The following is a 23,642-nucleotide window of genomic DNA, read 5'->3' on the forward strand; positions in this document are numbered from 1 at the left end:
GCATCCGCGCCGCTGCAACCAGCGCTTCATTGCCCCTGTGTTATGGTCGGTCACGTGATTCGTTCGCCTTCTTCCCCACGAAGGACGCACGCGTGTTGCGGCTGACCGCCCTGCTCACCGGTGTGGCGCTGTTGCTGACCGGCAGCGGCCTGCTCGGGACATTGCTGGCGGTGCGCGGTGGTGAAGCCGGCTTCGGTGCCGGCACGTTGGGGTTGGTGATGTCCGGCTATTTCGCCGGGTTTTTCATCGGCACCTTCTTCGCCCCCTCGCTGATCGGCCGCATCGGCCATATCCGTGCGTTTGCCTTCTTTGCCGCCCTCGCCGCCATCGCGGTGCTGCTGCACCCGCTGTGGATCAACCCGGTGGGCTGGGGTGTACTGCGCATCCTCACCGGCATCGCTCTGGTCGGCCTGTACACGGTGATCGAGAGCTGGCTCAACGCCGAGCCCGACCCCCGGCTGCGCAGCCGCGCCTTCTCGCTCTACATGGTGGTCAATCTCTCGGCACTGGCCCTGGGCCAGGTGCTGCTGATGCTCGGCGACGCCGGCGCGACCTCGATGTTCATGCTCACCGCCATCCTGGTCTGCGCGGCGGTGTTGCCGGTCACCGCCACGCGGCTGCGCCCGCCGGAGATTCCCTCGGTGCCGCGCCTGAAACTGGCGCGCCTGTACGCGATGGCGCCGGTGGCGACCGTTGCCGCCGGCCTATCCGGGCTGGCGATGGGCGCGTTCTGGGGCCTGCTGCCGGTGTACGCCGGCGAGGTCGGCCTGGATGGCAATGGCGTGGCCCTGTTCATGCTGACCGCCATCGCCGGTGGCGCGTTGCTGCAGTGGCCGCTGGGCCATATCAGCGACGGGCATGACCGCCGCACCGGGCTGGTCGCCCTCAGCCTGGCTGCGGCCGGCATCGCCGTCGTGGCGTCGCTGCCGATGATCCAGCTGCAGACCCATCTGCTGTTCGGCCTGTTCTTCTTCTACGGCGGGCTGGCCTTCGCCCTGTATCCCTTCGCCGTGGCGCACATGCTCGATTACCTGCCACGCGAAGACCTGCTGTCCGGGTGCTCCAGCCTGCTGCTGGTGCATGGCGTGGGCGCTGCGCTTGGCCCGGCACTGGCCGGTGCGGCCATGCAACGCTTTGGCGCGCCTGCGCTGCCGTTGTACTTCGCGGTGGTGCTGATGCTGCTGGCGTTGTTCACCACCGCGCGCCTGCTCAGTTTCCAGCGCCTGCGCACGCATCCGGTCGGGTTCCGGCTGATGCTGCGCACCACGCCCTCGGCCCTTGAGCTCATGCCCGAGACCGACACCGCACCGCCGGATCCCGATACCCCCCTCCCCTCTGACTCCGATAAGGAAGTGCATTGACTGTTTCGACACCGACCTCCCTCACTCCAACCCGTACACCGCCGGCGCCGCCGGCACCGCAACTGATCCTTGCCACCGATCTGGATGGCACCTTCCTCGCCGGCGATGCCGCCGCGCGCCATCGGCTCTACCGGCTGGTCGACCAGCACCCCGGCATCCGCCTGATCTTCATCACCGGCCGCGGCCTGGAAGCGGTGATGCCCCTGCTTTCCGATCCGGCCATTCCGCGCCCGGACTACGTGGTCTGCGATGTCGGCGCCACCGTCGTCGATGGCCACACCCTGCAGCCGCTGCAGCCCCTGCAATCGATGATCGACGCGCACTGGCCGGGTGAGCAGGTGGTCGCCGCGGCGATGCGTCCGTTCACCGCGCTGCAGCGCCAGGACGTGCCGCAGGAACGCCGCTGCTCTTACTTCTGTGATCCCGACACGCTGGCGCCACTGCGCTCGCAGATCCAGGCGGCCGCACAGGCGCTGGGCTGCGATGTGCTGTATTCGGCCGACCGCTATCTGGACATCCTGCCGCCGGATACCGACAAGGGCCGCACCCTGGCCGCGCTTGCGCGCCTGCTGGAACTGCCGCGCGACCGCATCCTGGTGGCCGGTGACACCCTCAACGACCTGTCGATGTACACCTCCGGTTTCCGCGGGGTGTGCGTCGGCGATTCCGAGCCGGCACTGACCGCCGCCACCGCCGATCTGGACCACACCTTCCACGCGCAGGCACCGGGGTGTGGCGGCATTCTCGAAGCGATCGAACATTTCCACCTGCTTGCCGATGACGATCCCTTCCTGCGCCCGCCGGCGCAGGCACGCGCAGACGGGGCGGACCTGGTGATGGTCTACCACCGCCTGCCCTTCGATGAAGTCATGGAAGACGGCGTGCTGGTGCAGCGTCCGCCGCGCTCGCCGAACGGCATCATTCCCTCGCTGCTGAGCTTCTTCGAAGGCGGCCAGAAAGGCTCCTGGGTGGCCTGGGGCATCGATGAGCCCAAGCGCGGCCCGTTCCAGACCCACCTGCCGGTGGATGCCGAGCGCTACCCGACCCTGACCGCCGCGCGCGTGCCGCTGAGCAAGCAGGAAGTGGACATCTTCTACAAGCGCTTTTCCAAGGAAGCGTTCTGGCCGATGCTGCATGTGTTCTGGGAGCGCGCCAAGTTCCGCGAGGAAGATTGGCAGGTGTTCCTGAAGGTCAACCGCAAGTTCGCCGAGGCCACTGCCGCCGAAGCCGCGCATGGCGCGACGGTGTGGATCCACGACTACAACCTGTGGATGGTGCCGGCCACGCTGCGCGAGCTGCGCCCGGACCTGAAGATCGCCTTCTTCCACCACACCTACTTCCCTTCGGCCGATGTGTTCAATGTGGTGCCGTGGCGCCGCGAGATCATCGGCAGCCTGCTCAGCTGCGATTACATCGGCTTCCACATTCCGCGCCAGGTGGAAAACTTCGTGGACGTGGTCCGCGGTGCGATGCCGGCCGAGCGCCTGGCGTGGGAAAGCTGCGCCCCGCGCTTCCTCACCTACGGGTGCGCGGTTGGCCTGGACACGATGACCACGCGCCTGCGTGTGGGCGATCGCGAAGTCGCTCTGGGTGCGCATCCGGTCGGCACCGACCTGCGCCGCATCCACAACGTGCTCGCACGCAGTGACGTGCGCAACGACATTTTCAAGCTGCGCCGCGAGATCGGCGCGCGCAAGCTGGTGCTCTCGGTGGAGCGCCTGGATTACACCAAGGGGACGCTGGCCAAGCTGGAGGCGTTCGAACGCCTGCTGGAACAGCACCCGGACCGCCAGGGCAAGGTCACCCTGCTGATGATCTGCGTGCCGGCCGCGCGCGAGATGACCATCTACCGCACGCTGCAGAACCAGATCGAGCAGGCGGTGGGGCGGATCAACGGGCGCTTCTCGCGGCTGGACTGGACCCCGGTGCGGTTCTTCGCCCAGGCGCTGCCGTTCGAAGAAGTGGTGGCCCATTACGCCGCCGCGCAGGTGATGTGGATCACCCCGCTGCGTGATGGCTTGAACCTGGTGTCCAAGGAGTTCGTGGCTACGCAGGGGATCGAGGGCAGCAACGGCGTGCTGGTGCTCAGCGAATTCGCCGGGGCGGCGGCCGAGTTGAAGGGCGCGGTGCTGACCAATCCGCATGACCCGGCCGACCTCACCGCTGGCCTGCTGCAGGCGTTGTCGATGCCCGACGAGGAAGCCACCGGACGCATGCGCCAGCTGTTCGGCAGCGTGGAGTACTACGACGTGGATCGCTGGGGCCGGGAGTTCCTGGAGGCCGTGCGCACCAGCCAATCCGAAGGCTGACGCGGGAACGGTAGTGCCGGCCGCTGGCCGGCTCCAAGCGGTGCCGGCTGCGGGCGATGCCGGTTCCATGGGGTGCCGGCCAGCGGCCGGCACTACGGCGTGCGCACTGACCAACGGTCGGTGCCTACCCTGTTCGCACCGACCAACGGTTGGTGCCTACCCTGTTCGCACCGACCAACGGTCGGTGCCTCCCGGGCGGTATCGCCTACCCGGCCTGCTGCATGATGCCTTCGGCGATCACGGCCACCTGCCGCAGCACATCGTTGCGGCCGGCATCGTCCACCGTCGCGCCCTGCAGGTAGCTGGTCAGCACCCACGGCGCACCGCCGGCGAGCGGCCACAGGATGGCGATGTCGTTGGTGGTGTCCTCGCCGTTGCTGCCGGTCTTGTCGCCCACCCGCCACGCCTTGGACAACCCGGCACGCAGCCGCGCATCGCCGGTCTCGTTGTCGATCAGCCAATCCGCCAGCTGCTGCCGCGAGGCAGGCTTCAGCACATCACCGAGCACGAAGCGCTGCAGGCTGGCCGCCATCGCGGCCGGGCTGGTGGTATCGCGCGGGTCGCCGGGAGTGAAGCGGTTCACCTCCGGCTCGAGCCGATCATTGCGGGTCACCGCATCGCCATTGGCACGCAGGAACGCGGTCACCCCGGCCGGTCCGCCGACCACCCCCAGCAGCAGGTTCGCGGCAGGGTTGTCGCTGGTGATCATCGTTGCCCGGCACAGGTCGCGCACGGTGACATCCTTGCCGATGTGTCGCGTCGTCACCGGCGCATGCGAGAGCATGTCCTGCTGGCGCACGGGGATGCGCTGGTCCAGCGAGAGCCTGCCCTGCTCGGCCAGATGCAGGACCGCCGCGGACAATACGAACTTGAACGTACTGCACATCGGGAAACGTTCGTCCTGCCGGTTGCCGGTACGCCAGCCAGTGCCGGTGTTGAGCAGGGTCACGCCCAGGCGGCCCCCGCTCGCCACTTCCAGCGCCGCGAAGTCCTTCGCTGCGACGGCGGGTTTCGGCGAGGGCAGCGCGGTCTTGGCCAAGGCGGTGGCGGCCAGCGCCGAGGCGGCGGCCGCGCCGGTCCATTGCAGGAACTGTCGTCGAGCGATCATGGGGTTCTCCTTGGCGAAGGCCCGAGTATTGGCAGATTGCGCGCCGGCCACCAGCGAGGATTTTCATCGGGAGCCATCAGCTCACCTAATACCACCGACTGAAGCACGCCTCCCAACCCCACGAAATCTGGTGTATCCGTGGCGATTGGCGTGCCGGCACCGCCCCGCGGTGCGATGATGCATCATCCCTGCTCACGGCTCGCCCATGCTCCGCCCCCAGCTGCCGCTCAATGCCCTGCGCGCCTTCGAGGCCGCTGCCCGGCACCAGAACTTCACCCGCGCCGCGCTGGAGCTGTGCGTCAGCCAGGCTGCGCTGAGCCATCAGATCCGGGCACTGGAGGACCGGCTCGGGGTGTCGCTTTTCACCCGCCTGCCGCGTGGCGTCGCACTGACCGACGAGGGCGCGCGCCTGTATCCGGTGCTCAACGAGGCCTTCGACCGTATCGCGGTGAGCCTGGACCGGTTCGTCGGCGGGCATTTCCGCGAGGTGCTGAGCGTGGGGGTGGTCGGCACCTTCGCCACCGGCTGGCTGCTGCCGCGCCTGGGGGATTTCAATGCGCGCCATCCGGATATCGAGCTGCGCCTGCAGACCCACAACAACCGCATCGATCTGGCCGGTGAAGGGCTGGACCTGGCGATCCGGTTCGGCGATGGCGATTGGCAGGGGCAGGTCAGCGACGCCGTACTGGATGCACCGTTCGCGCCACTGTGCGCGCCGGCCTTGGCCCGCTCGCTGCGGCATCCCCGCGATCTGGCCACGGTGCAGCTGTTGCGCTCCTATCGCAGCGACGAATGGCCGCGCTGGTTGCAGGCGGCAGGCGCGCCGGAACTGGACGCCCGCGGCCCGGTGTTTGATTCGTCACTGACGCTGGCCAGTGCCGCCGCCGCAGGCGCCGGCGTGGCGCTGTTGCCGTTGAAGATGTTCGAGCAGGATCTGGCCCACGGCCGCTTGATCCAGCCCTTCGCGCAGACGCTGGAGCTGGGGCGGTACTGGCTGACGCGGCTTCGCTCGCGCGCCGAGAGTGATGCGGCGCGGCGGTTCCGGGAATGGCTGGCAGCCCGGTAGATCCACGCCATGCGCGGATGGCCGAACGTCGGAACGCACCTCATCGACGCATGGCGTGGATCTGCACGGGATGCGGCACGACCAGCGTGCCGCATCGCCCGCCCCGATCAGGCGTCCAGCAACTCCATCCACGTCTGCTCGGCCTTGCTGAGCAGGGTGGCGGTCGCTTCGCGATCACGCCCGAGCACGGCCATGCGGGTCGCATCGGCGTAGTTCGACGGATCGGCCAGCTGGCGGTCCAGGTCGGCCAACAGCGCCTCCAGTTCGCCGACCTTGGCTTCAGCGGCGGCCAGCTTGTGCGGGTTGGCGGGCTTACGCGCGGGCAGCGGCGGGGTCGGCGGTGCCGGCTCCGGAGCCGCCGCGGCCATCTTCTGCTTGGTGCCCTGCGCGGCGGGACGCGACCGCAGCCAGGCCGCGTACGCATCCAGATCGCCATCGAACGGCTCCACCACGCCATCGGCCACGCGCCAGAAGGTATCGCAGACCAGGCCGATCAGATGGCGGTCATGCGAGACCATCACGATCGCGCCTTCGAAGTCGGCCAGCGCTTCAGCCAGCGCTTCGCGCATTTCCAGGTCCAGGTGGTTGGTCGGTTCGTCGAGCAGCAGCACGTTGGGCTGCTGGTAGGCGATCAATGCCAACGCCAGGCGCGCGCGTTCGCCACCGGAGAAGCCATCCACCGGTTCGAAGGCGCGGTCACCGGCGAAGTTCCACTTGCCGAGGAAATCGCGGAAGGACTGGTTCGGCGCGTCCGGGGCAAGGTCGCGGAAGTGCTCCATCGGCGACTGCCCTTCGTGCAGCGATTCCACCGTGTGCTGGGCGAAGTAACCGATGCGCAGGTCCGGATGCGCGGCACGCTCACCACTGATCGGGTCCAGCTCACCCACCAGGGTCTTCACCAGCGTGGTCTTGCCGGCGCCGTTCGGGCCGAGCAGACCGATGCGCTGGCCCGCCTCCAGGCCGAAGCCCACGTTGTGCAGGATCACCGAATCGGCGCCGTAACCGGCCTCGACATGGTTCAGGCGGATCAGCGAGAACGGCAGCTTGGCCGGCGGGGCGAATTCGATGCGGAATTCGCGCTCGGCGCGCACGGCCTCGGTGCCGGCCAGCTTGGCCAGGCGCTTCATGCGGCTCTGCGCCTGGGCGGCCTTGCTGGCCTGCGCCTTGAAGCGGTCGATGAAGCTCTGCAGATGCGCGCGCTCGGCCTGTTCCTTCTCGTGGGCGAGCTGCTGCTGGCGCAGCTGTTCGGCGCGCTGGCGCTCGAAATCGGTGTAACCGCCAACGTACAGCTTGGCGCCGCCACCGTGCAGGTGCAGGGTGTGGGTGGCCACGTTGTCCAGGAACTCGCGGTCATGCGAGATCAGCAGCAGGGTGCCCGGGTACTTGAGCAGCCACTGCTCCAGCCAGAACACCGCGTCCAGATCCAGATGGTTGGTCGGTTCGTCCAGCAGCAGCAGGTCGCTGGGCATCATCAGCGCGCGTGCCAGGTTCAGGCGCACGCGCCAGCCGCCGGAGAACGAGGAGACCGCACGCGAGTGCGTCTCGGCCGGGAAGCCCAGGCCATGCAGCAGCTTGCCGGCGCGCGCTTCGGCGTCATAGGCGCCGATCTCGGCCATGCGCTGGTGGGCGGTGGCAACGGCTTCCCAGTCTTCACGTGCCGCGGCCGCAGCCTCTTCACGCATGACGGCGGCCACCTCGGTGTCGCCTTCCAGCACGAACTGCAGCGCCGGGTCGGGCAGCGACGGGGTTTCCTGGGCCACGCTGGCGATGCGGATCTTGCCGGGCAGATCGACGTCGCCCTTGTCCGCCTCCAGCTCACCCTTCACGGCGGCGAACAGGCTGGACTTGCCGGCCCCGTTGCGGCCGACCACGCCCACGCGGTACCCCGCGTGCAGGGTCAGGTCGACATTGGACAACAGCAGCCGCTCGCCACGGCGCAAGGCGAAGTTACGAAGGGAGATCATCTTGGGGGTCCATATAACGGAATGGAATGTGCTCGTGAGCACCTTTCCTGCGACGTAATTCTAGCGTTAACGAATACTTGACGGGCCCCGGGATGCGCGGCAGGCCTCGTTTCTCTCTCCCACGACCCTGCCCGCGCTTCCCCGGGACCCTCCTGTCGAATCCCCTGCCTCACGTAAATGGTTGCTGCTGCAACGTTTTTTGCGAAAACGGCAAACATTTGACAAGCGATGAATATCCCGTTAATCCGTCTATTGCGCACCGCAACAACCGCCTTCGCAGACCCGATCCTCGATGTCGTGATGTCGCTTTGGTGCAGCACCGCCACTACCGGAGCCACATCCTGATGAACCGCAAGACCAGTACGCTCGCCGCCGCCGTAGCTGTCGCGCTCGGTATGTCCAGCTTCGCCGCTACCGCCCAGGATGCACCCGCCCGCACGGCGGCCAACACCCTGGACACCATCATCGTCACCGGCACCCGCGTGGCCGACCGCACCGTGGCCGAGTCGCAGTCGCCGATCGACATCATCACCCCCGAGGCGCTGCAGTCCACCGGCACCACCGAACTGGCCACGGCCCTGGCCCGCGCCCTGCCCTCGCTGAACTTCCCGCGCCCGGCCCTGACCGACGGCACCAGCGGCATCCGCCCGGCGCAGCTGCGCGGCCTCTCCCCTGACCAGGTGCTGGTGCTGGTCAACGGCAAGCGCCGCCACACCTCGGCCCAGATCAACGTCAACGGCAGCATCGGCCGCGGCTCCTCGGCGGTGGACATCAACGCGATTCCGATCGCCTCGATCGAACGCGTGGAAGTGCTGCGCGACGGCGCCTCGGCGCAGTACGGCTCGGACGCCATCGCCGGCGTGATCAACATCGTGCTCAAGGGATCGTCCTCCGGCGGCAGTCTGGCGCTGGATGCCGGCCAGTACTCGGCCGGTGACGGCAACAAGTACCAGCTCTCCGGCGATACCGGCATCGGCTTCGCCGACGGCCGTGGCAGCGTGCACGTGGCCGGCCAGATCATCCAGCAGGACGAAAGCAACCGCGCCGGTCCCTACCAGGGCACCACGCCGAACACGAGCAACTTCCCCAGCATCGGCCAGACCACCTTCGTGGTCGGCGATCCGCAGGTGGATGCGACCGCCGCCTCGGCCAACGCCAGCTTCCAGTTCAGCGACCACGTCTCGGCCTACGCCACGGCGATGGCCAGCAACCGTGACATCACCTCGTTCGCGTTCTACCGCTCGCGCAACCACCTCAGCCAGGGCGCGCTGCTGGCGCAGACCTACCCGGACGGGTTCGTGCCGGAGATCAACCAGTACTCCAAGGACCGCTCGCTGGTCGCCGGCGTCAAGGGCGATACGGACAGCGGCTGGAACTGGGATGTCAGCTACAACTACGGCGCCAACAAGATCGATTTCCACACCCGCAACAGCATCAACTACGCGCTCGGCGTAAACAGCCCGCGCTCGTTCTACGACGGCGCGCTGGAGTACACCCAGAACATCGTCAATGCCGATGTGACCAAGACCCTGGACTGGGGCCTGGCCTACCCGGTCACGCTGTCCTTCGGCGGTGAGTACCGCAAGGAGAAGTGGGAGCAATCGGCCGGTGAACTGAATTCCTACACCGGCAGCGGTGCGCAGGGCTTCGGCGGCTTCACCCCGCTCAACGCCGTGGACGCCGACCGCGACAACTACGCCGTCTACGCCGGCCTGGAAGCCGACCTCAGCGACAAGTTCTCCGCCGGTGTCACCGGCCGCTACGAGGACTACTCGGACTTCGGCGACAAGTTCTCCGGCAAGCTCTCCGCCCGCTATGCCTTCACCGACAAGGTTGCCCTGCGCGCCACGGCGTCCAGCGGCTTCCGCGCGCCGTCGCTGGCCCAGCAGAGCTACCAGGCGGTGACCAGCACGATCGTCAACGGCGTGTTCGTCGAACGCGGCACCTTCCCGACCACCAGCCCGGCCGCGCAGGCGCTGGGCGCCAGCCCGCTGAAGGCCGAGAGCTCGACCTCCTACAGCCTGGGCCTGGTGCTGCAGCCGGTGGACCGGCTGTACCTGACCGTGGATGCGTACCAGATCGACATCGATGACCGCATCGTGCTGTCCACCAACATCACCACCAATGACGCCGCCAATGCGCTGCTGTCCAACCTGGGGCTGCCGGGCGTCACGGCGTTCTCTTACTTCACCAACGGCGTGGACACCCGCACCCGCGGCGTGGATGCGGTCTCCAGCTACACCATCCCCTTCGCGGCCAGTTCGCTGGAACTGACCGCGGCCTACAGCTACAACGAGACCGAGGTGAAGAAGTTCATCGCCTCGCCGGCGGTGTTCGGCGCGCTGGGCATCACCCAGTCGCTGATCGGCCGCGATGAGATCGGCCGCATCGAAGACAGCTACCCGCGCGACAAGACCATCCTCAGCGGCACGTGGCGTTCGGACCGCTGGGACCTCAACCTGGCCGCCACGCGCTACGGCTCGTTCACCGTGCGCAACTCGGCCACCGCCCTGCGTGACCAGACCTACGACGCCTCGTGGGTGCTCGATGCCTCGGCCAGCTACAAGCCCAGCGAGAACTGGACCCTGACCCTGGGTGCGGACAACATCCTGGACGAGTACCCCGACCGCACCGTGGACCTGCAGAACTCCACCTGGGGCATGCTGCCGTACAGCAACTACTCGCCCTACGGGTTCAATGGTGCCTACGTGTACGGCCGCGTGACCTACAAGTGGTAACAGGGTAGTGCCGGCCGCTGGCCGGCACCACCGAACATCGCGGTCACCGCCTGAAAAACGCACATGCCCCGGTCCCCCGGGGCATGTGCGTTTGGGCCGCCGAAATGCCGGGATCTGCGCATTCATCGCAGCGCGCCTTCGCTGTCCCGGACAGCACATGACCTGACCACGGGGACATAGCAGCATTGCGAGCAAGGATGTTTGCCCGGACCGGCCGCATCGGTGAAAATCGGGGCACCCCCCATCTTTGCGAGCCCCGATGCACCATGACACCGACCTGATCAACATCGTTGCCGTTGGCCTTGGGCTCGCCTTCATCTTCGGCGCGCTGGCCAACAAGCTGCGTTTGTCTCCCCTGGTCGGTTATCTGATTGCAGGCATCTGCGTAGGCCCGTTCACCCCCGGCTTCGTTGCCGACCAGGCCCTGGCCAACCAGCTGGCCGAGATCGGCGTGATGCTGCTGATGTTCGGGGTCGGTCTGCATTTCTCGCTGAAAGACCTGATGGAGGTCAAAGCGATCGCCATCCCGGGTGCGATCGGCCAGATCCTGGTCGCCACGCTGCTCGGCTGGGGCCTGGCCGCGTTGATGGGCTGGCCGGTGATCTACGGCGTGGTGTTCGGTTTCTCGCTGGCCACCGCCAGTACCGTGGTGCTGCTGCGCGCGATGGAAGAACGGCGCCTGCTGGAAACCACGCGCGGCAAGATCGCGATCGGCTGGCTGATCGTGGAAGACCTGGCCTGCGTCCTGGCCCTGGTGATGATGCCGGTGCTGGCTGGCGTGTTCGGCCCCGATGCGGCCAATGAAACCCATACCGTCGGCAGCGTGCTGGCCAGCATCGGCTGGACCTTCGTGCAGTTGGGCCTGTTCGTGGCGGTGATGCTGGTGGTCGGGCGCCGGGTGATCCCATGGATCCTGGAACGCATCGCCGGTACCGGCTCGCGCGAGCTGTTCACCCTGGCGGTGCTGGCGATCGCGCTGGGCGTGGCGTTCGGCTCGGCGATGCTGTTCGGCGTCTCCTTCGCGCTGGGCGCGTTCTTCGCCGGCATGCTGCTCAACGAATCGGAGCTGAGCCACAAGGCCGCCAACGATTCCCTGCCGCTGCGCGATGCGTTCGCGGTGCTGTTCTTCGTTTCGGTCGGCATGCTGTTCAACCCGGCCATCCTGATCGAGCACCCGTGGCAGGTGCTGGCCACCGCCGCGATCATCATGTTCGGCAAGTCTGCCGCCGCGTTCGTGATCGTGCGTGCCTTCGGCCACCCGACCGGTACCGCGCTGACCATCTCGGCCAGCCTGGCGCAGATCGGCGAGTTCGCCTTCATCATCGCCGGCCTCGGCGTGACCCTGAAGATCCTGCCGCCGACCGGCCAGGCCCTGGTACTGGCCGGCGCGCTGATCTCGATCATGCTCAACCCGCTGGTGTTCGGCCTGCTCGACCGCTGGCTGCTGAAGAACCAGGAAACCACCCCCACTGCGGTGGAGACCGAGCTGCCGCCCGGCCCCTCGCTGGACCTGCACGACCATGCCATCGTGATCGGCTACGGCCGCGTCGGCAGCGCGCTGGCGCAGGTCCTGCGCGACCGTGGCGTGCCAGTGATGATCATCGACGACAACAAGGAGCACGTCGCCGAGGCGCATGCGGCCGGCCTGCCGGGCATCCGTGGCAGCGCGGCCTCTGATCGCGTGCTGGCCGAAGCACACCCCGAGCGCGCCAAGATCGCCGTGCTGGCGATTCCGCAGCCGCTGGAAGCCGGTGAGACCCTGGCCAAGCTGCGCGCGCTCAATCCCGGCCTGACCCTGCTGGCACGCGCACACAGCGATGCCGAGGTGAAGCACCTGCTCGCCCACGGCGCAGATGGCACGGTCATGGCCGAGCGCGAGCTGGCCTACTCGCTGGCCGAGATGGTGATGTCCACCCCGCCGTACCGCACGATGGGGCAGCAGCACAGCATTCCGGTGGTCTGACCGCCGCTACCCCACCGGCACGCAGATATCGGCGCGCAGGATGGCCTCGGGCACCTGTTCGGGGTCATCCAGGTAGTGGTAGTACAGCTCTGCATCGCGCAGCGTGTGACCACTGTCGGGCAGCCAGGCGCGTAGCAGGGCATCAGTGGCCGCTTCCAGGCCCGCGTAACTGCCCACATGGCGCAGCACGGCATACGTGCCACCGCCCAGCGTCAGCGCACGCAGCGGGGTCGGTAGCGCCTGCGGCGTGCGCCCGAAGCCCATTGCGCAATCGAATACGCATTCCTGCGCCGGCGCATCGCGGTGGTCCGTCCGGGCGATGCCGATCAGCTGCTGCAGCTGTTCGACCCAGCCCTGCTCGGCGGCCCAGGTGAAGATCTCGCCGAACGCCTGATCCAGATCATCGAAGACCCCTTGCGTGCGCAGCGCTACCACATCGAAGGGTTCCAGCGTGGTCACCGTGACCTGCAACGGCACCGTCCCGTCGGCGTGATCGCCCGCCGGCAGCGCCAGCCGCTGCTGCCAGTGGCTGCGCAGCCCGGCATTCTCGCGCAGGCTGCTCGGCGTGGCATCCAGCGCCTGGCGACAGGCGCGGGCCAGCGCCTGTGGGCTTTCATAACCGACGTTCAAGGCCACCTCGGTCACCCGGCTGTCCGCCTGGCCGAGCAGCTGCAGCGCCTGCAGCAAGCGCAGGCGCGCCACGGTGCGCCCGGGCGTTTCGCCGGTCAGCGCGCGGTACAGGCGATGGAAATGGAACGGTGACTGGTGCGCGATCGCGGCCAGCGCTTCCAGATCCGACAAGGGATCGCCAGCACGCAGGCAGGCCTGCAGATGGGCGATGACGCGATCGATACCGTGGCGCTGGCGGACCTGGGCGATGCGGCGCATGGCGGGCTCCCTCTCTAGGTGACGCTCAGCGTGCGTCGTTCCACAGGCGGCCGCGTGGCCGATCTTGCGCAGTTGGGCGATCGTCAGCCGATCCTAACCCTGCAGGTAGAGCCACGCCATGCGTGGCTGCGGCGCCGGAAGAAGAAGCAGCCACGCATGGCGTGGCTCTACCCCATGGCGGAGAATCCCATGGCCGCATGGAAAAACCCCACGGCGGCCGGCCCGCACCGGCCGCCATGGGTCCTGCCCTTACGCCTTGGCCAACGCCTGCTCCAGATCGGCGAGCAGGTCGTCGATGTGTTCGATGCCCACCGACAGCCGCACCGTGTCTTCGCTGACGCCCGCCTTCTCCCGCTCGGCCGCATCCAGCTGCCGGTGGGTGGTCGAGGCCGGATGCGTGGCTAGGGATTTGGCATCGCCCAGGTTCACCAGGCGGGTGAACAGCTGCAGCGCGTCCAGGAAGCGCGCGCCGGCCGCGCGGCCACCGGGCAGGCCGAAGGTCAGCACGCCGGAACCGTGGCCGCGCAGGTACTTCTGCACCAACGCGTGCTCGGGATGGTCGGGCAGCGCGGCGTAGTTGACCCACGCCACCTTGGGATGGCGCTGAAGGTGTTCGGCCACCGCCAGCGTGTTGGCGTTGATCCGGTCCAGGCGCAGCGCCAGGGTCTCGATGCCCTGCAGGATCAGGAAGGAATTGAACGGTGAAATGGCCGCCCCGGTGTTGCGCAGCGGCACCACCCGCGCGCGGCCGATGTAGGCGGCCGGCCCGAGGGCGTCGGTGTAGACCACGCCGTGGTAGCTCACGTCCGGCTCGTTCAAGCGGCGGAAGCGCTGCTTGTGCTCCGCCCAGGGGAAGCGCCCGGAATCCACGATCGCCCCGCCGAGGCTGGTGCCATGACCACCGAGGTACTTGGTCAACGAATGCACCACGATGTCCGCGCCGAAATCGAACGAGCGCTGCAGGTAGGGCGTGGCGACCGTGTTGTCCACGATCAGCGGCACGCCATGCGCATGCGCGATCTTTGCCACCGCCTCGATGTCGGTGATGTTGCCGCGCGGGTTGCCGATGGATTCGACGAACACCGCCTTGGTGCGCTCATCGATCAGCGCGCCGAACGCCTGCGGATCGCGGTAGTCGGCAAAGCGCGTTTCGATCCCGAACTGCGGCAGCGTGTGCGCGAACAGGTTGTAGGTGCCGCCGTACAGGGCACTGGCCGAGACGATGTTGTCGCCCGCCTCGGCGATGGTCTGGATCGCGTAGGTGATCGCGGCCTGGCCCGAAGCCAGTGCCAGTGCACCGATCCCGCCCTCCAGCGCGGCGATGCGCTGCTCGAGCACGTCCGTGGTCGGGTTCATGATGCGGGTGTAGATGTTGCCCGGCACTTTCAGGTCGAACAGGTCCGCGCCGTGCTGGGTGTCATCGAAGGCGTAGGCCACGGTCTGGTAGATCGGCACCGCCACCGCGCGCGTGGTGGGGTCGGGCCGGTAACCGCCATGCACCGCGATCGTCTCCGCGCGCCACTGTGATTCGGGACTGCATTGTTCGGACATAGCGCATCGCCTCCAGGTGAATGCCGACGATACCGAACAAAAAACCCCCGCCGAGGCGGGGGTTCATGCCGAACATGCATGGTGTGAGGCCCAGCGGTTATCAGGCCGCCGGTGCGCGCGGGGCTCAGCCCTTCACGAACACCAGCTTGCCCTCGGCCGCATCGACCCGGATCACATCGCCGTTGAGGAACTCGCCGGACAGGATCTTCTGCGCCAGCGGGTTCTCCAGCTGCGACTGGATCGCACGCTTGAGCGGACGCGCACCATAAACCGGATCGAAGCCGACGTTGCCCAGCAGCTGGAAGGCCTCGTCGCTGACCTCGATGCGCAGGCCGCGTTCGGCCAGGCGCTTTTCCAGGCCCTGCATCTGGATGCGGGCGATCTGCTTGATCTGCACCTTGTCCAGCGGGTGGAACACCACGATGTCGTCCAGGCGGTTGATGAATTCCGGGCGGAAGTGCGCCTGCACCACGCCCATCACCGCGGCCTTCATCTGCGTGTAGGCCTCCGGGCTGTCATCGCTGCTCATGTCCTGGATCTGGTGCGAGCCCAGGTTGGAGGTCATCACGATGACGGTATTGCGGAAGTCCACCGTGCGGCCCTGGCCATCGGTCAGGCGGCCATCGTCCAGCACCTGCAGCAGGATGTTGAACACGTCCGGATGCGCCTTCTCCACCTCATCGAGCAGGATCAGCGAATACGGGCGACGACGCACCGCCTCGGTCAGGTAGCCACCTTCTTCGTAGCCCACGTAGCCCGGGGGCGCACCGATCAGGCGCGCGACGCTGTGCTTCTCCATGAACTCGCTCATGTCGATGCGGATCATCGCGTCGGCGCTGTCGAACAGGAACTCGGCCAACGACTTGCACAGCTCGGTCTTGCCCACGCCGGTCGGCCCCAGGAACAGGAACGAGCCGCTGGGACGGTCCGGATCGGACAAGCCCGCACGCGAACGCCGCACCGCATCGGAGACCACCTTGATCGCCTCCTCCTGGCCGACCACGCGGTTGTGCAGCACCTCTTCCATGCGCAGCAGCTTGTCGCGCTCGCCTTCGAGCATGCGGTTGACCGGGATGCCGGTCCAGCGCGAGACCACTTCGGCGATCTCCTCGGCGGTCACCCGGTCCTGGACCAGCTTGAACTCACTGGTTTCCACTTCCTGCGCGGCGGCCAGCTGCTTTTCCAGCTGCGGCAGCTGCCCGTACTGGATCTCGCTCATGCGGCCGAAATCCTGGCGGCGCTGCGCCGATTCCAGTTCCAGCTTGGCCTGTTCGATCTGCTCCTTGATCCGGGTGGCACCCTGCAGCGTCGCCTTCTCCGACTTCCAGATTTCATTGAGGTCGGAGAATTCGCGCTCCAGTGCATCGATGTCGGTTTCCAGATCGGCCAGGCGCTGGCGCGAGGCGTCGTCCTTTTCTTTCTTGAGCATTTCGCGCTGGATCTTGAGCTGGATCACGCGGCGTTCCAGGCGATCCAGTTCCTCCGGCTTGGAGTCGATCTCCATGCGGATGCGCGAGGCGGCCTCGTCCATCAGGTCGATGGCCTTGTCCGGCAGCTGGCGGTCGGCGATGTAGCGGTGCGACAGCGTGGCCGCTGCGACGATCGCCGGGTCGGTGATTTCCACGCCATGGTGCACGGCGTACTTTTCCTTCAGCCCGCGCAGGATGGCAATCGTGTCTTCGACGCTCGGCTCGCCCACCAGCACCTTCTGGAAGCGGCGCTCCAGCGCGGCATCTTTCTCGATGTACTTGCGGTATTCGTCCAGCGTGGTCGCACCGACGCAGTGCAGTTCACCGCGCGCCAGCGCTGGCTTGAGCATGTTGCCCGCGTCCATCGCGCCGTCGGCCTTGCCGGCGCCGACCATCGTGTGCAGTTCGTCGATGAACAGGATCACCTGCCCTTCGCTCTTGGCCAGGTCGTTGAGCACGCCCTTCAGGCGCTCTTCGAACTCGCCGCGGAACTTGGCACCGGCGATCAGCGCGCCCATGTCCAGCGACAGCACGCGCTTGCCGCGCAGGCCCTCGGGCACTTCGTCGTTGATGATGCGCTGGGCCAGGCCCTCCACGATGGCGGTCTTGCCCACGCCGGGTTCACCGATCAGCACCGGGTTGTTCTTGGTGCGGCGCTGCAGGACCTGGATGGTGCGACGGATCTCCTCATCGCGGCCGATTACCGGATCCAGCTTGCCGCTCTCTGCGCGCGCGGTCAGGTCGATGGTGTATTTCTCCAGCGCCTGGCGCTGGTCTTCCGCATTTTCCGACTGCACGGTCTCGCCGCCGCGCACCTTGTCGATGGCGGTTTCGATCTTCTTCCTGTCGGCACCGGCGGCGCGCAGCGCCATGCCCAGGGTGCCGCCATCGTCGACCGCGGCCAGCACGAACCACTCACTGGCGATGAAGGCATCGCCGTGCTGCTGGGCCAGCTTGTCGGTGTTGTTGAGCAGCCGGTTCAGATCGTTGCCGATCGACAGGTTGCCTTCCTGCCCGGAGACCTTGGGCAGGGCCTCCAGGGTTTCATTCAAACGTTCGCGCAGTACCGGCACGTTGACGCCGGCCTGGGCCAGCAGCGGGCGCGTGCTGCCACCCTGCTGGTCCAGCAGCGCGCTGAACACATGTACCGGTTCGATGATGTTGTGGTCGCGGCCCACGGCCAACGACTGCGCGTCGGCCAGCGCCTGCTGGAAACGCGAGGTGAGCTTGTCCATCCGCATGATCTTGTCCTCGATGTAAACGGGGCTGGCCGTGCCAGCACTGTCCCTGAGATGCGGTTACGGGGGCGTGTTTCAAGGGTGGATGAGATGCCGATTCAGGCTTCGTCAGGCCCCTGGCGGGCGGCCCAGCAGGGGCGGTTCGGGCGGCAATGGCACCAGGCAGCCGATGCCGGCCGGCAGGTCCAGCGCCACGTCGTAGCCGCCGGTGACGCCGTAGCCGACCCGCCACGACGAGGGAAACAGATCCGGCGACTGGAAGGCGATATCCACCGGAATGTTCGCCAAGGTATCGGCCACCTGCAATGGCGTGCTGGCCGGCGCGTACTCGATGTCCTCCGCCCCGCGCGTGGTGATGACATTCTTGCGCTGGATTGCGGCGGCCGGCACCGACGAGCGTGGCGCACCACGCATCTGGAATGCCCCATTGAAGCCGGTGTCGACCAGCATGAGCGTGTTTTCGCGACCGCGGATCGGGTAGCGGGCCTGCTGGAACGGCCCCCACAACGAGGAGGTGAACACCATCCGCCGTGTGCAGGCGGCTGGAGTCTGCGTCCCGAGCAGGGTCAGCGTGTCACGGGAAAGGCGGACCCGTCCCAGCGCGCGCAGCACATCCAGGCCGATCAGGTTGAGCTCGCGCGTGGCTTCGCTGTTGAACGAGACATCGCGCACCCGCTGCCCGCCCAGCTCGATATCGATCGGTGCAGCCAGCCCCGCCTGCTGGATGTCGCCGTCGATGATGCGTGAGACCACGAAGTTTTCGGTCACTGTCAGGCCCAGCGTTTCGGCCAGCGCGCGCGTGATGTGCGAACGCGGGGCGCCGGTATCGACGATGAAGGCCGCCTCCTGGCTGACGGGATGGCCGTCGCGCGTGCCGTGCAGGGTAAGCGTGACCGAGGGCAGCTCGTTGCTGAACTGGATCGGCACCGCCACCTCCTGCTCGCGCTCGGCAACGGGCGGCGCACTGCGCGGCCAGGCGGTGAACGCCGCGAATGCCGGGCGGGTGACATCGGGCACTTCGTCGCCGGGCTTGAGCATCGGCACGATGGTGCGCTGGTAGTCCTCGCGCACGCGCAGCATCAGGCTCGCCCATCCAGCGATATCGCCCTCGATCAGCGCATTGCCGGCCAAGGTGGATTCACACAGGAAGGCCAGCCCCTGCAGCGCAGGCGGCGCATCACGGGTTTCGTCCAGGCACTGGCGTGCAGCCCGATTGGAGGCGGCCAGCTCACCACGGACGCGGTGATAGCCTGCCGCACCCAGGTGCCGGCGTGCACCGGATACCCCGCTCATCTCGCGCAGCGTCGTCAGTTCCGCACGCAGCACTGCATCGCTGTAGCCGAAGCCATCGTGCAGGGCCACCGGGTCGGCCGCTACGGCAGCCGGCAACATCGCCACGCACACGCCCATCGCCCACATCCGCATCGCCTGCTCCGATCGACATCCCCGCTCGACCCTAGCACGGGAACCACGCTGCGCTCACGCCTGCTTTCGGCTGCGCGGGCCATGCTGGCCACCGGTTCCGCACGGAGTGGCTGCATGCATTACGAACTGTATTACTGGACCGGCATCCAGGGCCGCGGCGAGTTCGTGCGGCTGGCGCTGGAGGATGCGGGCGCGGGCTACACGGATATGGCGCGGGTCCACGGCGATGCCGTGATGCAGCCGTATCTGGACGGCAAGGTCGAGGGCCTGCAGCCGTTTGCCCCACCATTCCTGCGCACCGGCCGGCAGGTGATCGCCCAGGTCGGCGCGATCCTGGATCATCTGGGACCCGAACTCGGCCTGGTGCCCGATGCCAGTTCACGGCGGCAGCAGGCCCTGCAGTTGCAGCTGACCATCGCCGATCTGGTGGCCGAGGTGCATGACACCCACCACCCGATCGCGGCCTCGAAGTACTACGACGACCAGAAACACGAAGCCAAGGCGCGCGCGGCGTCGATGCGCGGCGAGCGCATGCCCAAGTTCCTCGGTTACTTCGAAAACGTGCTCAAGCACAACGGTGGGCGTCATCCGCTGCGCGAGCACTCCTATGTCGATCTGTCGCTGTTCCAGCTGCTGAGCGGGCTGGAGTACATGTTCCCGCGCCGCATGCAGGCCCTTTGGCCGACGCTGCCGCAGCTACGCGCCCTGAAGGACCGGGTGGAAACCCGGCCCAACATCGCCGCCTATCTCGCCTCGGAACGGCGCCTGGCGTTCAACACCAACGGCATTTTCCGGCATTACCCGGAGCTGGATGGCGAGCAATGATGCCGCGCCGGCCGCTGGCCGGCTCCGCAGCAGGCCTGCCCCCATTCGGTAGCTCACGACCGCTGGTCGTGAGCAGGTAGTGCCGGCCGCTGGCCGGCTCCGCAGCAGACCTACCCCATTCGGTAGCTCACGACCGTTGGTCGTGAGCACAATGAAACGCAGCCGGCCAGCGGCCGGCACTACAGCGCTACGCGCGTTCCGAAGGCTGCTTCTGCAGCGACAACAGCGCCAGCAACCCGGCCAGCGCCACGTACGCGCCGGTGAACTGCCAGCTGATGATCTTCGGCAGGCCCTCCAGCTGCCACGGCAGATAGATGCCACCGCGCGGATCCACCGAGTGGATCAGGCCGAACAGGGTCAGCACCGCAGCCACCAGCAGGAACCCGGAGGCGCGCAGCAGCTTCCCATCGATCATCGCCACCACCGCCGCGATCCACAGCATCGAGGTGATGATGAAGCCGTTGCCCAGGGTGAAGATCACCGCCAGCTCCGGCAGGCCATGCCCGTCCAGCGTAGTGGTCATCGCCACGAGCTGTTCCGGGGCGATCCAGCCCGGGGCCTTGATCGCCAGCAGGTAGGCCACCGAAGGCAGGAAGCCGAGCACCATCGCGCCGGCGTGCTCGCGCGGCGTGGCCTGGAAGGCCTGGGTGGTGATGTCGATCGCCACGTACACGATGATCGGCGCGAGCACGGCCAGCGGCAGCCACTGCACCAGCCCGGAAATCACCCCGAGCATGCCGCCGATGCCCACGAACAGGCCGGTCAGCAACGTGTAACCGCTGCGCGCGCCCATGTGCTTGTAGGCGGGCTGGCCGATGTACGGCGTGGTCTGCGCGACGCCGCCGCAGAACCCGGCCACCAGCGTGGCGACGGCCTCCACCAGCAGGATGTCGCGGGTGCGGTAATCATCGCCGGCCGCACGCGCGCTTTCGGAAACGTTGATGCCACCGACCACCATCAGCAGGCCGAACGGCAGCAGCAGCGGCAGGTAGGTGATCGCGGTCGGCAGGCCGTCGATGAACCCCAGTGTCGGCCAGGGCAGCACCACCTGCGGCGGTACCCACTCGGGCACCTTGAAGCCCGGCGCACCCAGGCCGGCCAGGCCGAGTCCGTAATACAGGATCGTGCCGAAGACGAAGGCGACCAGCACGCCGGGCGCGCGGATCGGCAGTTTGCGCTTGGCGATCAGCACGTACAGCAGCAGGCCGAGGGTGACGAAGCCGACGACCGGCGAGCGCAGCGTTTCCAGCAGCGGCAGGAAGCCCATCAGCACGATCGCGATGCCGGCGATCGAGCCGAGCAGCGAGGCGCGCGGCAGCGCGCGGGTCACCGCCTCGCCGAAGAACGACAGGATCACCTTGAGCACGCCCATGATCACCAGCGAGGCCATGCCCAGCTGCCAGGTGGCGATGGCTGCATCGTGCGGGGCCAAGCCCTGGCCCTTGAAGGCGAGGAAGGCCGGGCCGAGCACCAGCAGCGCCATGCCGATGCTGGTCGGCGCGTCCAGGCCGAGCGGCATCGCGGTGACATCATCGCGACCGGTGCGCGCGGCCAGCCGGCGCGCCATCCAGGTGTAGAGCACGTTGCCGACCAGCACGCCGAAGGCGGTACCCGGGAACATGCGGCCGAACACCACATCCGCGGGGAACTGGAAGATGCCGACCAGGGCCATCGCGATGAAGCCGAGGATGGACAGGTTGTCGACCACCAGGCCGAAGAAACCGTTGAGATCGCCGGCGACGAACCAGCGGGGGCGTCCGGTGGGGACGGGAGCGGAGGCGGACATGCGCGGGGGCGGCCATGGGGAGGGGGTAGCCGATGGTAGGGCCTCGCCGCCCCCAGTAACAGGCACATCAATGGAACGCCGGGATGTATGGGTCATCGCATACGCGATTGCGTCCGGGTAGAGCCGGCCGCTGGCCGGCTCCTTCAGAATGCTTCGGGCAATGGCGGGAGCCGGCTAGCGGCCGGCACTACCGGAGCGCGGGGATCAGGGCTTGTTGAGGAAGTTGTTCGCCAGCAGGTCCCGTACATCCCCGACCCGCCCGCTCAGCAGCGCCTTGGCCGCGTACAGGGCAGTACCGGCCACCTGCTTGGCTTCCACCTGCGGCGGCATCACCAGCTCGGTCGGGCTGGTGTGCACGTCCAGCAGCGCCGGGCCAGGGTGCGCCAGGAAATCCTTCACCGCCTGCTCCAGGTCCTCCGAGCGGGTCACGGTGCGTCCGTAGAACCCGATCACCTCGGCCAGGCGGCCGAAATCGGGGTTCTTCAGGTCGGTGTAGTTGTCCAGCAGGCCTTCGACCTTCTGCTCCAGCTCGACGAAATTCAGCGAGCTGTTGTTGTAGACCACCACCTTGATCGGCAGGTTCTCCTGCACGGCGGTGAACAGGTCGCCCAGCAGCATCGCCAGGCCACCGTCGCCGGAGAGCGAAATTACCTGGCGGCCCGGGTAGGCCTTCTGCAGGCCCAGCGCCTGCGGCATCGCATTGGCCATCGTGCCGTGCAGCAGGCTGGTCAGCGTGCGGCGGCGCCCATTGACGCGGATATGGCGCAGGATCCAGACCATCGGCGAGCCGCCATCTGCGGTAAAGAGCGCGTCGTCGGCAGCGTGGCGGTCGATCAGGGCGGTGAGATGCTGCGGGTGGATCAGCTCGCCCTCGCCCGGCTGCTCTTCCTTGGCGCGCGTGGCCAGCGCCTTCTCGCGGTGCTCCATGCACTCATCCAGGAAGCTGCGGTCCTCGCGTTCGGGCAGCAGTGGCAGCAGTGCTTCCAGGGTCGGGCCGATATCCCCTACCACGCCCAGATTCACCGGATGCCGGCGGCCCAGATGGCTGCCATCGCGGTCCACCTGGATCAGCATGGCCTTGTCCGGGTAGTACTGGCCCCACGCGAAGTCCGCGCCGAGCAGCAGCAGCGTGTCGCAGGCCATCAGCGTGTGATACCCGGACTCGATGCCGAAGATGCCGGTCATGCCCATGTTGTACGGGTTGTCGTACTCCACGAAGTCCTTCGCGCGCGAGGTATGCGCGATCGGTGCCTTGAGCCGGGCACCCAGCGCAACCAGGGCATCATGCGCATGTTCGCAGCCCGCACCTGCGTAGATGCCGATGCGCTTGCCCTCGCCGATCAGCGCGGCGATGCGCTGCAGTTCATCGTCCGACGGGCGCAGCACCGGCTGGGTGTAATGCACCGAGAACGGCACATCGTGCTTGACCTCCGCTTCGCTGATGTCGGCCGGCAGGATCACCACCGCCACACCGCGGCGGCTGATCGCCGCCTGGCACGCCAACGTCACCACGCGGCGCGCCTGCTCAGCGCTCTGCACCTGCTCGCAGAACACGCTGCAGCTGCCATACACCGCCTTGAAGTCGACTTCCTGCGGGAACTCCATGCCCAGCTCGGCGGTGACCACCTGGCTGGCGATCAGCACCATCGGCGCGCGGTTGCGGTTGGTCTCGAACACGCCATTGATGAAATGCAGCCCGCCCGGGCCGCACGAGCCGGCGCAGGCGGTGAGCTGCCCGCTGATCAGCGACTCGGCACCGGCGGCAAACGCGGCCACTTCCTCATGCCGCATGTGTACCCACTCGATCTCGCTGTGATGGATGGCATCGGTGACGTAGTTGAGGGTATCGCCGACGATGCCGTAACAGTGACGGACACCGGCGGCCTGGAGGGTCTCAACCACGATCTCGGCAACGCGCTTGCTCATGACATGCTTCCACGACGAGGGGGAA

14 protein-coding genes are annotated in these 23,642 nt (G+C 67.4%); 6 read left to right on the plus strand and 8 right to left on the minus strand.

Translation table 11 applies throughout. The annotated features are described in order from the left end of the window. Positions 1-92: 92 nt before the first annotated feature. The gene (locus BIZ42_RS05300; protein WP_019186136.1) at positions 93-1,361 is read left to right on the plus strand and encodes an MFS transporter; all 1,269 of its coding nucleotides are present in this window, start codon (positions 93-95) and stop codon (positions 1,359-1,361) included. Further along, complete coding sequence (ggpS, locus tag BIZ42_RS05305; RefSeq protein ID WP_019186135.1) at positions 1,358-3,670, plus strand: glucosylglycerol-phosphate synthase; 2,313 nt, start codon at positions 1,358-1,360, stop codon at positions 3,668-3,670. Before BIZ42_RS05300 ends, ggpS begins: the two co-directional genes overlap by 4 nt. A 205-nt stretch (positions 3,671-3,875) precedes the next feature. On the opposite strand, the gene blaL2 is transcribed toward ggpS, so the two are convergent. After that, the gene (gene blaL2 / locus BIZ42_RS05310) at positions 3,876-4,778 is read right to left on the minus strand and encodes a L2 family extended-spectrum class A beta-lactamase (protein WP_070425776.1); all 903 of its coding nucleotides are present in this window, start codon (positions 4,776-4,778) and stop codon (positions 3,876-3,878) included. Between the two features lie 205 nt (positions 4,779-4,983). Here blaL2 and BIZ42_RS05315 point away from each other — a divergent pair, with 205 nt between their 5' ends. Beyond that, on the plus strand, positions 4,984-5,844 hold the full coding sequence (locus BIZ42_RS05315; protein WP_070425777.1) for a LysR family transcriptional regulator: 861 nt from the start codon (positions 4,984-4,986) through the stop codon (positions 5,842-5,844). A 107-nt stretch (positions 5,845-5,951) separates the two neighbouring features. Here the strand turns inward: BIZ42_RS05315 and BIZ42_RS05320 are convergent, their stop codons facing one another. Next, positions 5,952-7,808: an ABC-F family ATP-binding cassette domain-containing protein gene (locus BIZ42_RS05320; RefSeq protein WP_070425778.1), complete on the minus strand. Its 1,857-nt coding sequence runs from the start codon at positions 7,806-7,808 to the stop codon at positions 5,952-5,954. Between the two features lie 344 nt (positions 7,809-8,152). On the opposite strand from BIZ42_RS05320, the gene BIZ42_RS05325 reads away from it, so the two are divergent. Together BIZ42_RS05325 and ybaL are read left to right on the plus strand one after the other, a co-directional pair. Beyond that, positions 8,153-10,546 carry a TonB-dependent receptor gene (locus BIZ42_RS05325; protein ID WP_026070238.1) on the plus strand — a complete coding sequence of 798 codons (2,394 nt, stop codon included), beginning with the start codon at positions 8,153-8,155 and terminating at the stop codon, positions 10,544-10,546. A 259-nt stretch (positions 10,547-10,805) separates the two neighbouring features. Continuing rightward, on the plus strand, positions 10,806-12,509 hold the full coding sequence (gene ybaL / locus BIZ42_RS05330) for a YbaL family putative K(+) efflux transporter (protein ID WP_019186130.1): 1,704 nt from the start codon (positions 10,806-10,808) through the stop codon (positions 12,507-12,509). A gap of 6 nt (positions 12,510-12,515) precedes the next feature. On the opposite strand, the gene BIZ42_RS05335 is transcribed toward ybaL, so the two are convergent. From BIZ42_RS05335 to BIZ42_RS05350, 4 genes are all read right to left on the minus strand, one after another. After that, the gene (locus BIZ42_RS05335; RefSeq protein ID WP_070425779.1) at positions 12,516-13,397 is read right to left on the minus strand and encodes an AraC family transcriptional regulator; all 882 of its coding nucleotides are present in this window, start codon (positions 13,395-13,397) and stop codon (positions 12,516-12,518) included. 249 nt (positions 13,398-13,646) lie between these two features. Next, positions 13,647-14,948 carry an aminotransferase class I/II-fold pyridoxal phosphate-dependent enzyme gene (locus BIZ42_RS05340; protein ID WP_070425780.1) on the minus strand — a complete coding sequence of 434 codons (1,302 nt, stop codon included), beginning with the start codon at positions 14,946-14,948 and terminating at the stop codon, positions 13,647-13,649. A gap of 124 nt (positions 14,949-15,072) precedes the next feature. Then, on the minus strand, positions 15,073-17,658 hold the full coding sequence (gene clpB, locus BIZ42_RS05345) for an ATP-dependent chaperone ClpB (RefSeq protein ID WP_046273851.1): 2,586 nt from the start codon (positions 17,656-17,658) through the stop codon (positions 15,073-15,075). Positions 17,659-17,763: 105 nt separating this feature from the next. Further along, complete coding sequence (locus tag BIZ42_RS05350; RefSeq protein ID WP_083279793.1) at positions 17,764-19,080, minus strand: retropepsin-like aspartic protease; 1,317 nt, start codon at positions 19,078-19,080, stop codon at positions 17,764-17,766. A gap of 114 nt (positions 19,081-19,194) precedes the next feature. On the opposite strand from BIZ42_RS05350, the gene BIZ42_RS05355 reads away from it, so the two are divergent. Beyond that, a complete protein-coding gene (locus tag BIZ42_RS05355; protein ID WP_070425782.1) occupies positions 19,195-19,905 on the plus strand; it encodes a glutathione S-transferase in 711 nt (236 codons plus the stop codon). Positions 19,906-20,092: 187 nt separating this feature from the next. On the opposite strand, the gene BIZ42_RS05360 is transcribed toward BIZ42_RS05355, so the two are convergent. Next, entirely contained in the window at positions 20,093-21,691 is a 1,599-nt protein-coding gene (locus BIZ42_RS05360; RefSeq protein WP_070425783.1) for a hypothetical protein, read from the minus strand. A 204-nt stretch (positions 21,692-21,895) separates the two neighbouring features. Continuing rightward, positions 21,896-23,617 carry a thiamine pyrophosphate-dependent enzyme gene (locus BIZ42_RS05365; protein WP_070425784.1) on the minus strand — a complete coding sequence of 574 codons (1,722 nt, stop codon included), beginning with the start codon at positions 23,615-23,617 and terminating at the stop codon, positions 21,896-21,898. Positions 23,618-23,642 lie beyond the last annotated feature (25 nt).

The organism is Stenotrophomonas sp. LM091, from assembly GCF_001806305.1.
GTDB classification, from domain to species: domain Bacteria; phylum Pseudomonadota; class Gammaproteobacteria; order Xanthomonadales; family Xanthomonadaceae; genus Stenotrophomonas; species Stenotrophomonas bentonitica_A.

Coding starts and splice junctions, on each gene's coding strand:
- blaL2 (WP_070425776.1), bottom strand. CDS start 4,778: ATGATCGCTCGACGACAGTTCCTGCAATGGACCGGCGCGGCCGCCGCC.
- BIZ42_RS05315 (WP_070425777.1), top strand. CDS start 4,984: ATGCTCCGCCCCCAGCTGCCGCTCAATGCCCTGCGCGCCTTCGAGGCC.
- BIZ42_RS05320 (WP_070425778.1), bottom strand. CDS start 7,808: ATGATCTCCCTTCGTAACTTCGCCTTGCGCCGTGGCGAGCGGCTGCTG.
- BIZ42_RS05325 (WP_026070238.1), top strand. CDS start 8,153: ATGAACCGCAAGACCAGTACGCTCGCCGCCGCCGTAGCTGTCGCGCTC.
- ybaL (WP_019186130.1), top strand. CDS start 10,806: ATGCACCATGACACCGACCTGATCAACATCGTTGCCGTTGGCCTTGGG.
- BIZ42_RS05335 (WP_070425779.1), bottom strand. CDS start 13,397: ATGCGCCGCATCGCCCAGGTCCGCCAGCGCCACGGTATCGATCGCGTC.
- BIZ42_RS05340 (WP_070425780.1), bottom strand. CDS start 14,948: ATGTCCGAACAATGCAGTCCCGAATCACAGTGGCGCGCGGAGACGATC.
- clpB (WP_046273851.1), bottom strand. CDS start 17,658: ATGCGGATGGACAAGCTCACCTCGCGTTTCCAGCAGGCGCTGGCCGAC.
- BIZ42_RS05350 (WP_083279793.1), bottom strand. CDS start 19,080: ATGCGGATGTGGGCGATGGGCGTGTGCGTGGCGATGTTGCCGGCTGCC.
- BIZ42_RS05355 (WP_070425782.1), top strand. CDS start 19,195: ATGCATTACGAACTGTATTACTGGACCGGCATCCAGGGCCGCGGCGAG.
- BIZ42_RS05360 (WP_070425783.1), bottom strand. CDS start 21,691: ATGTCCGCCTCCGCTCCCGTCCCCACCGGACGCCCCCGCTGGTTCGTC.
- BIZ42_RS05365 (WP_070425784.1), bottom strand. CDS start 23,617: ATGAGCAAGCGCGTTGCCGAGATCGTGGTTGAGACCCTCCAGGCCGCC.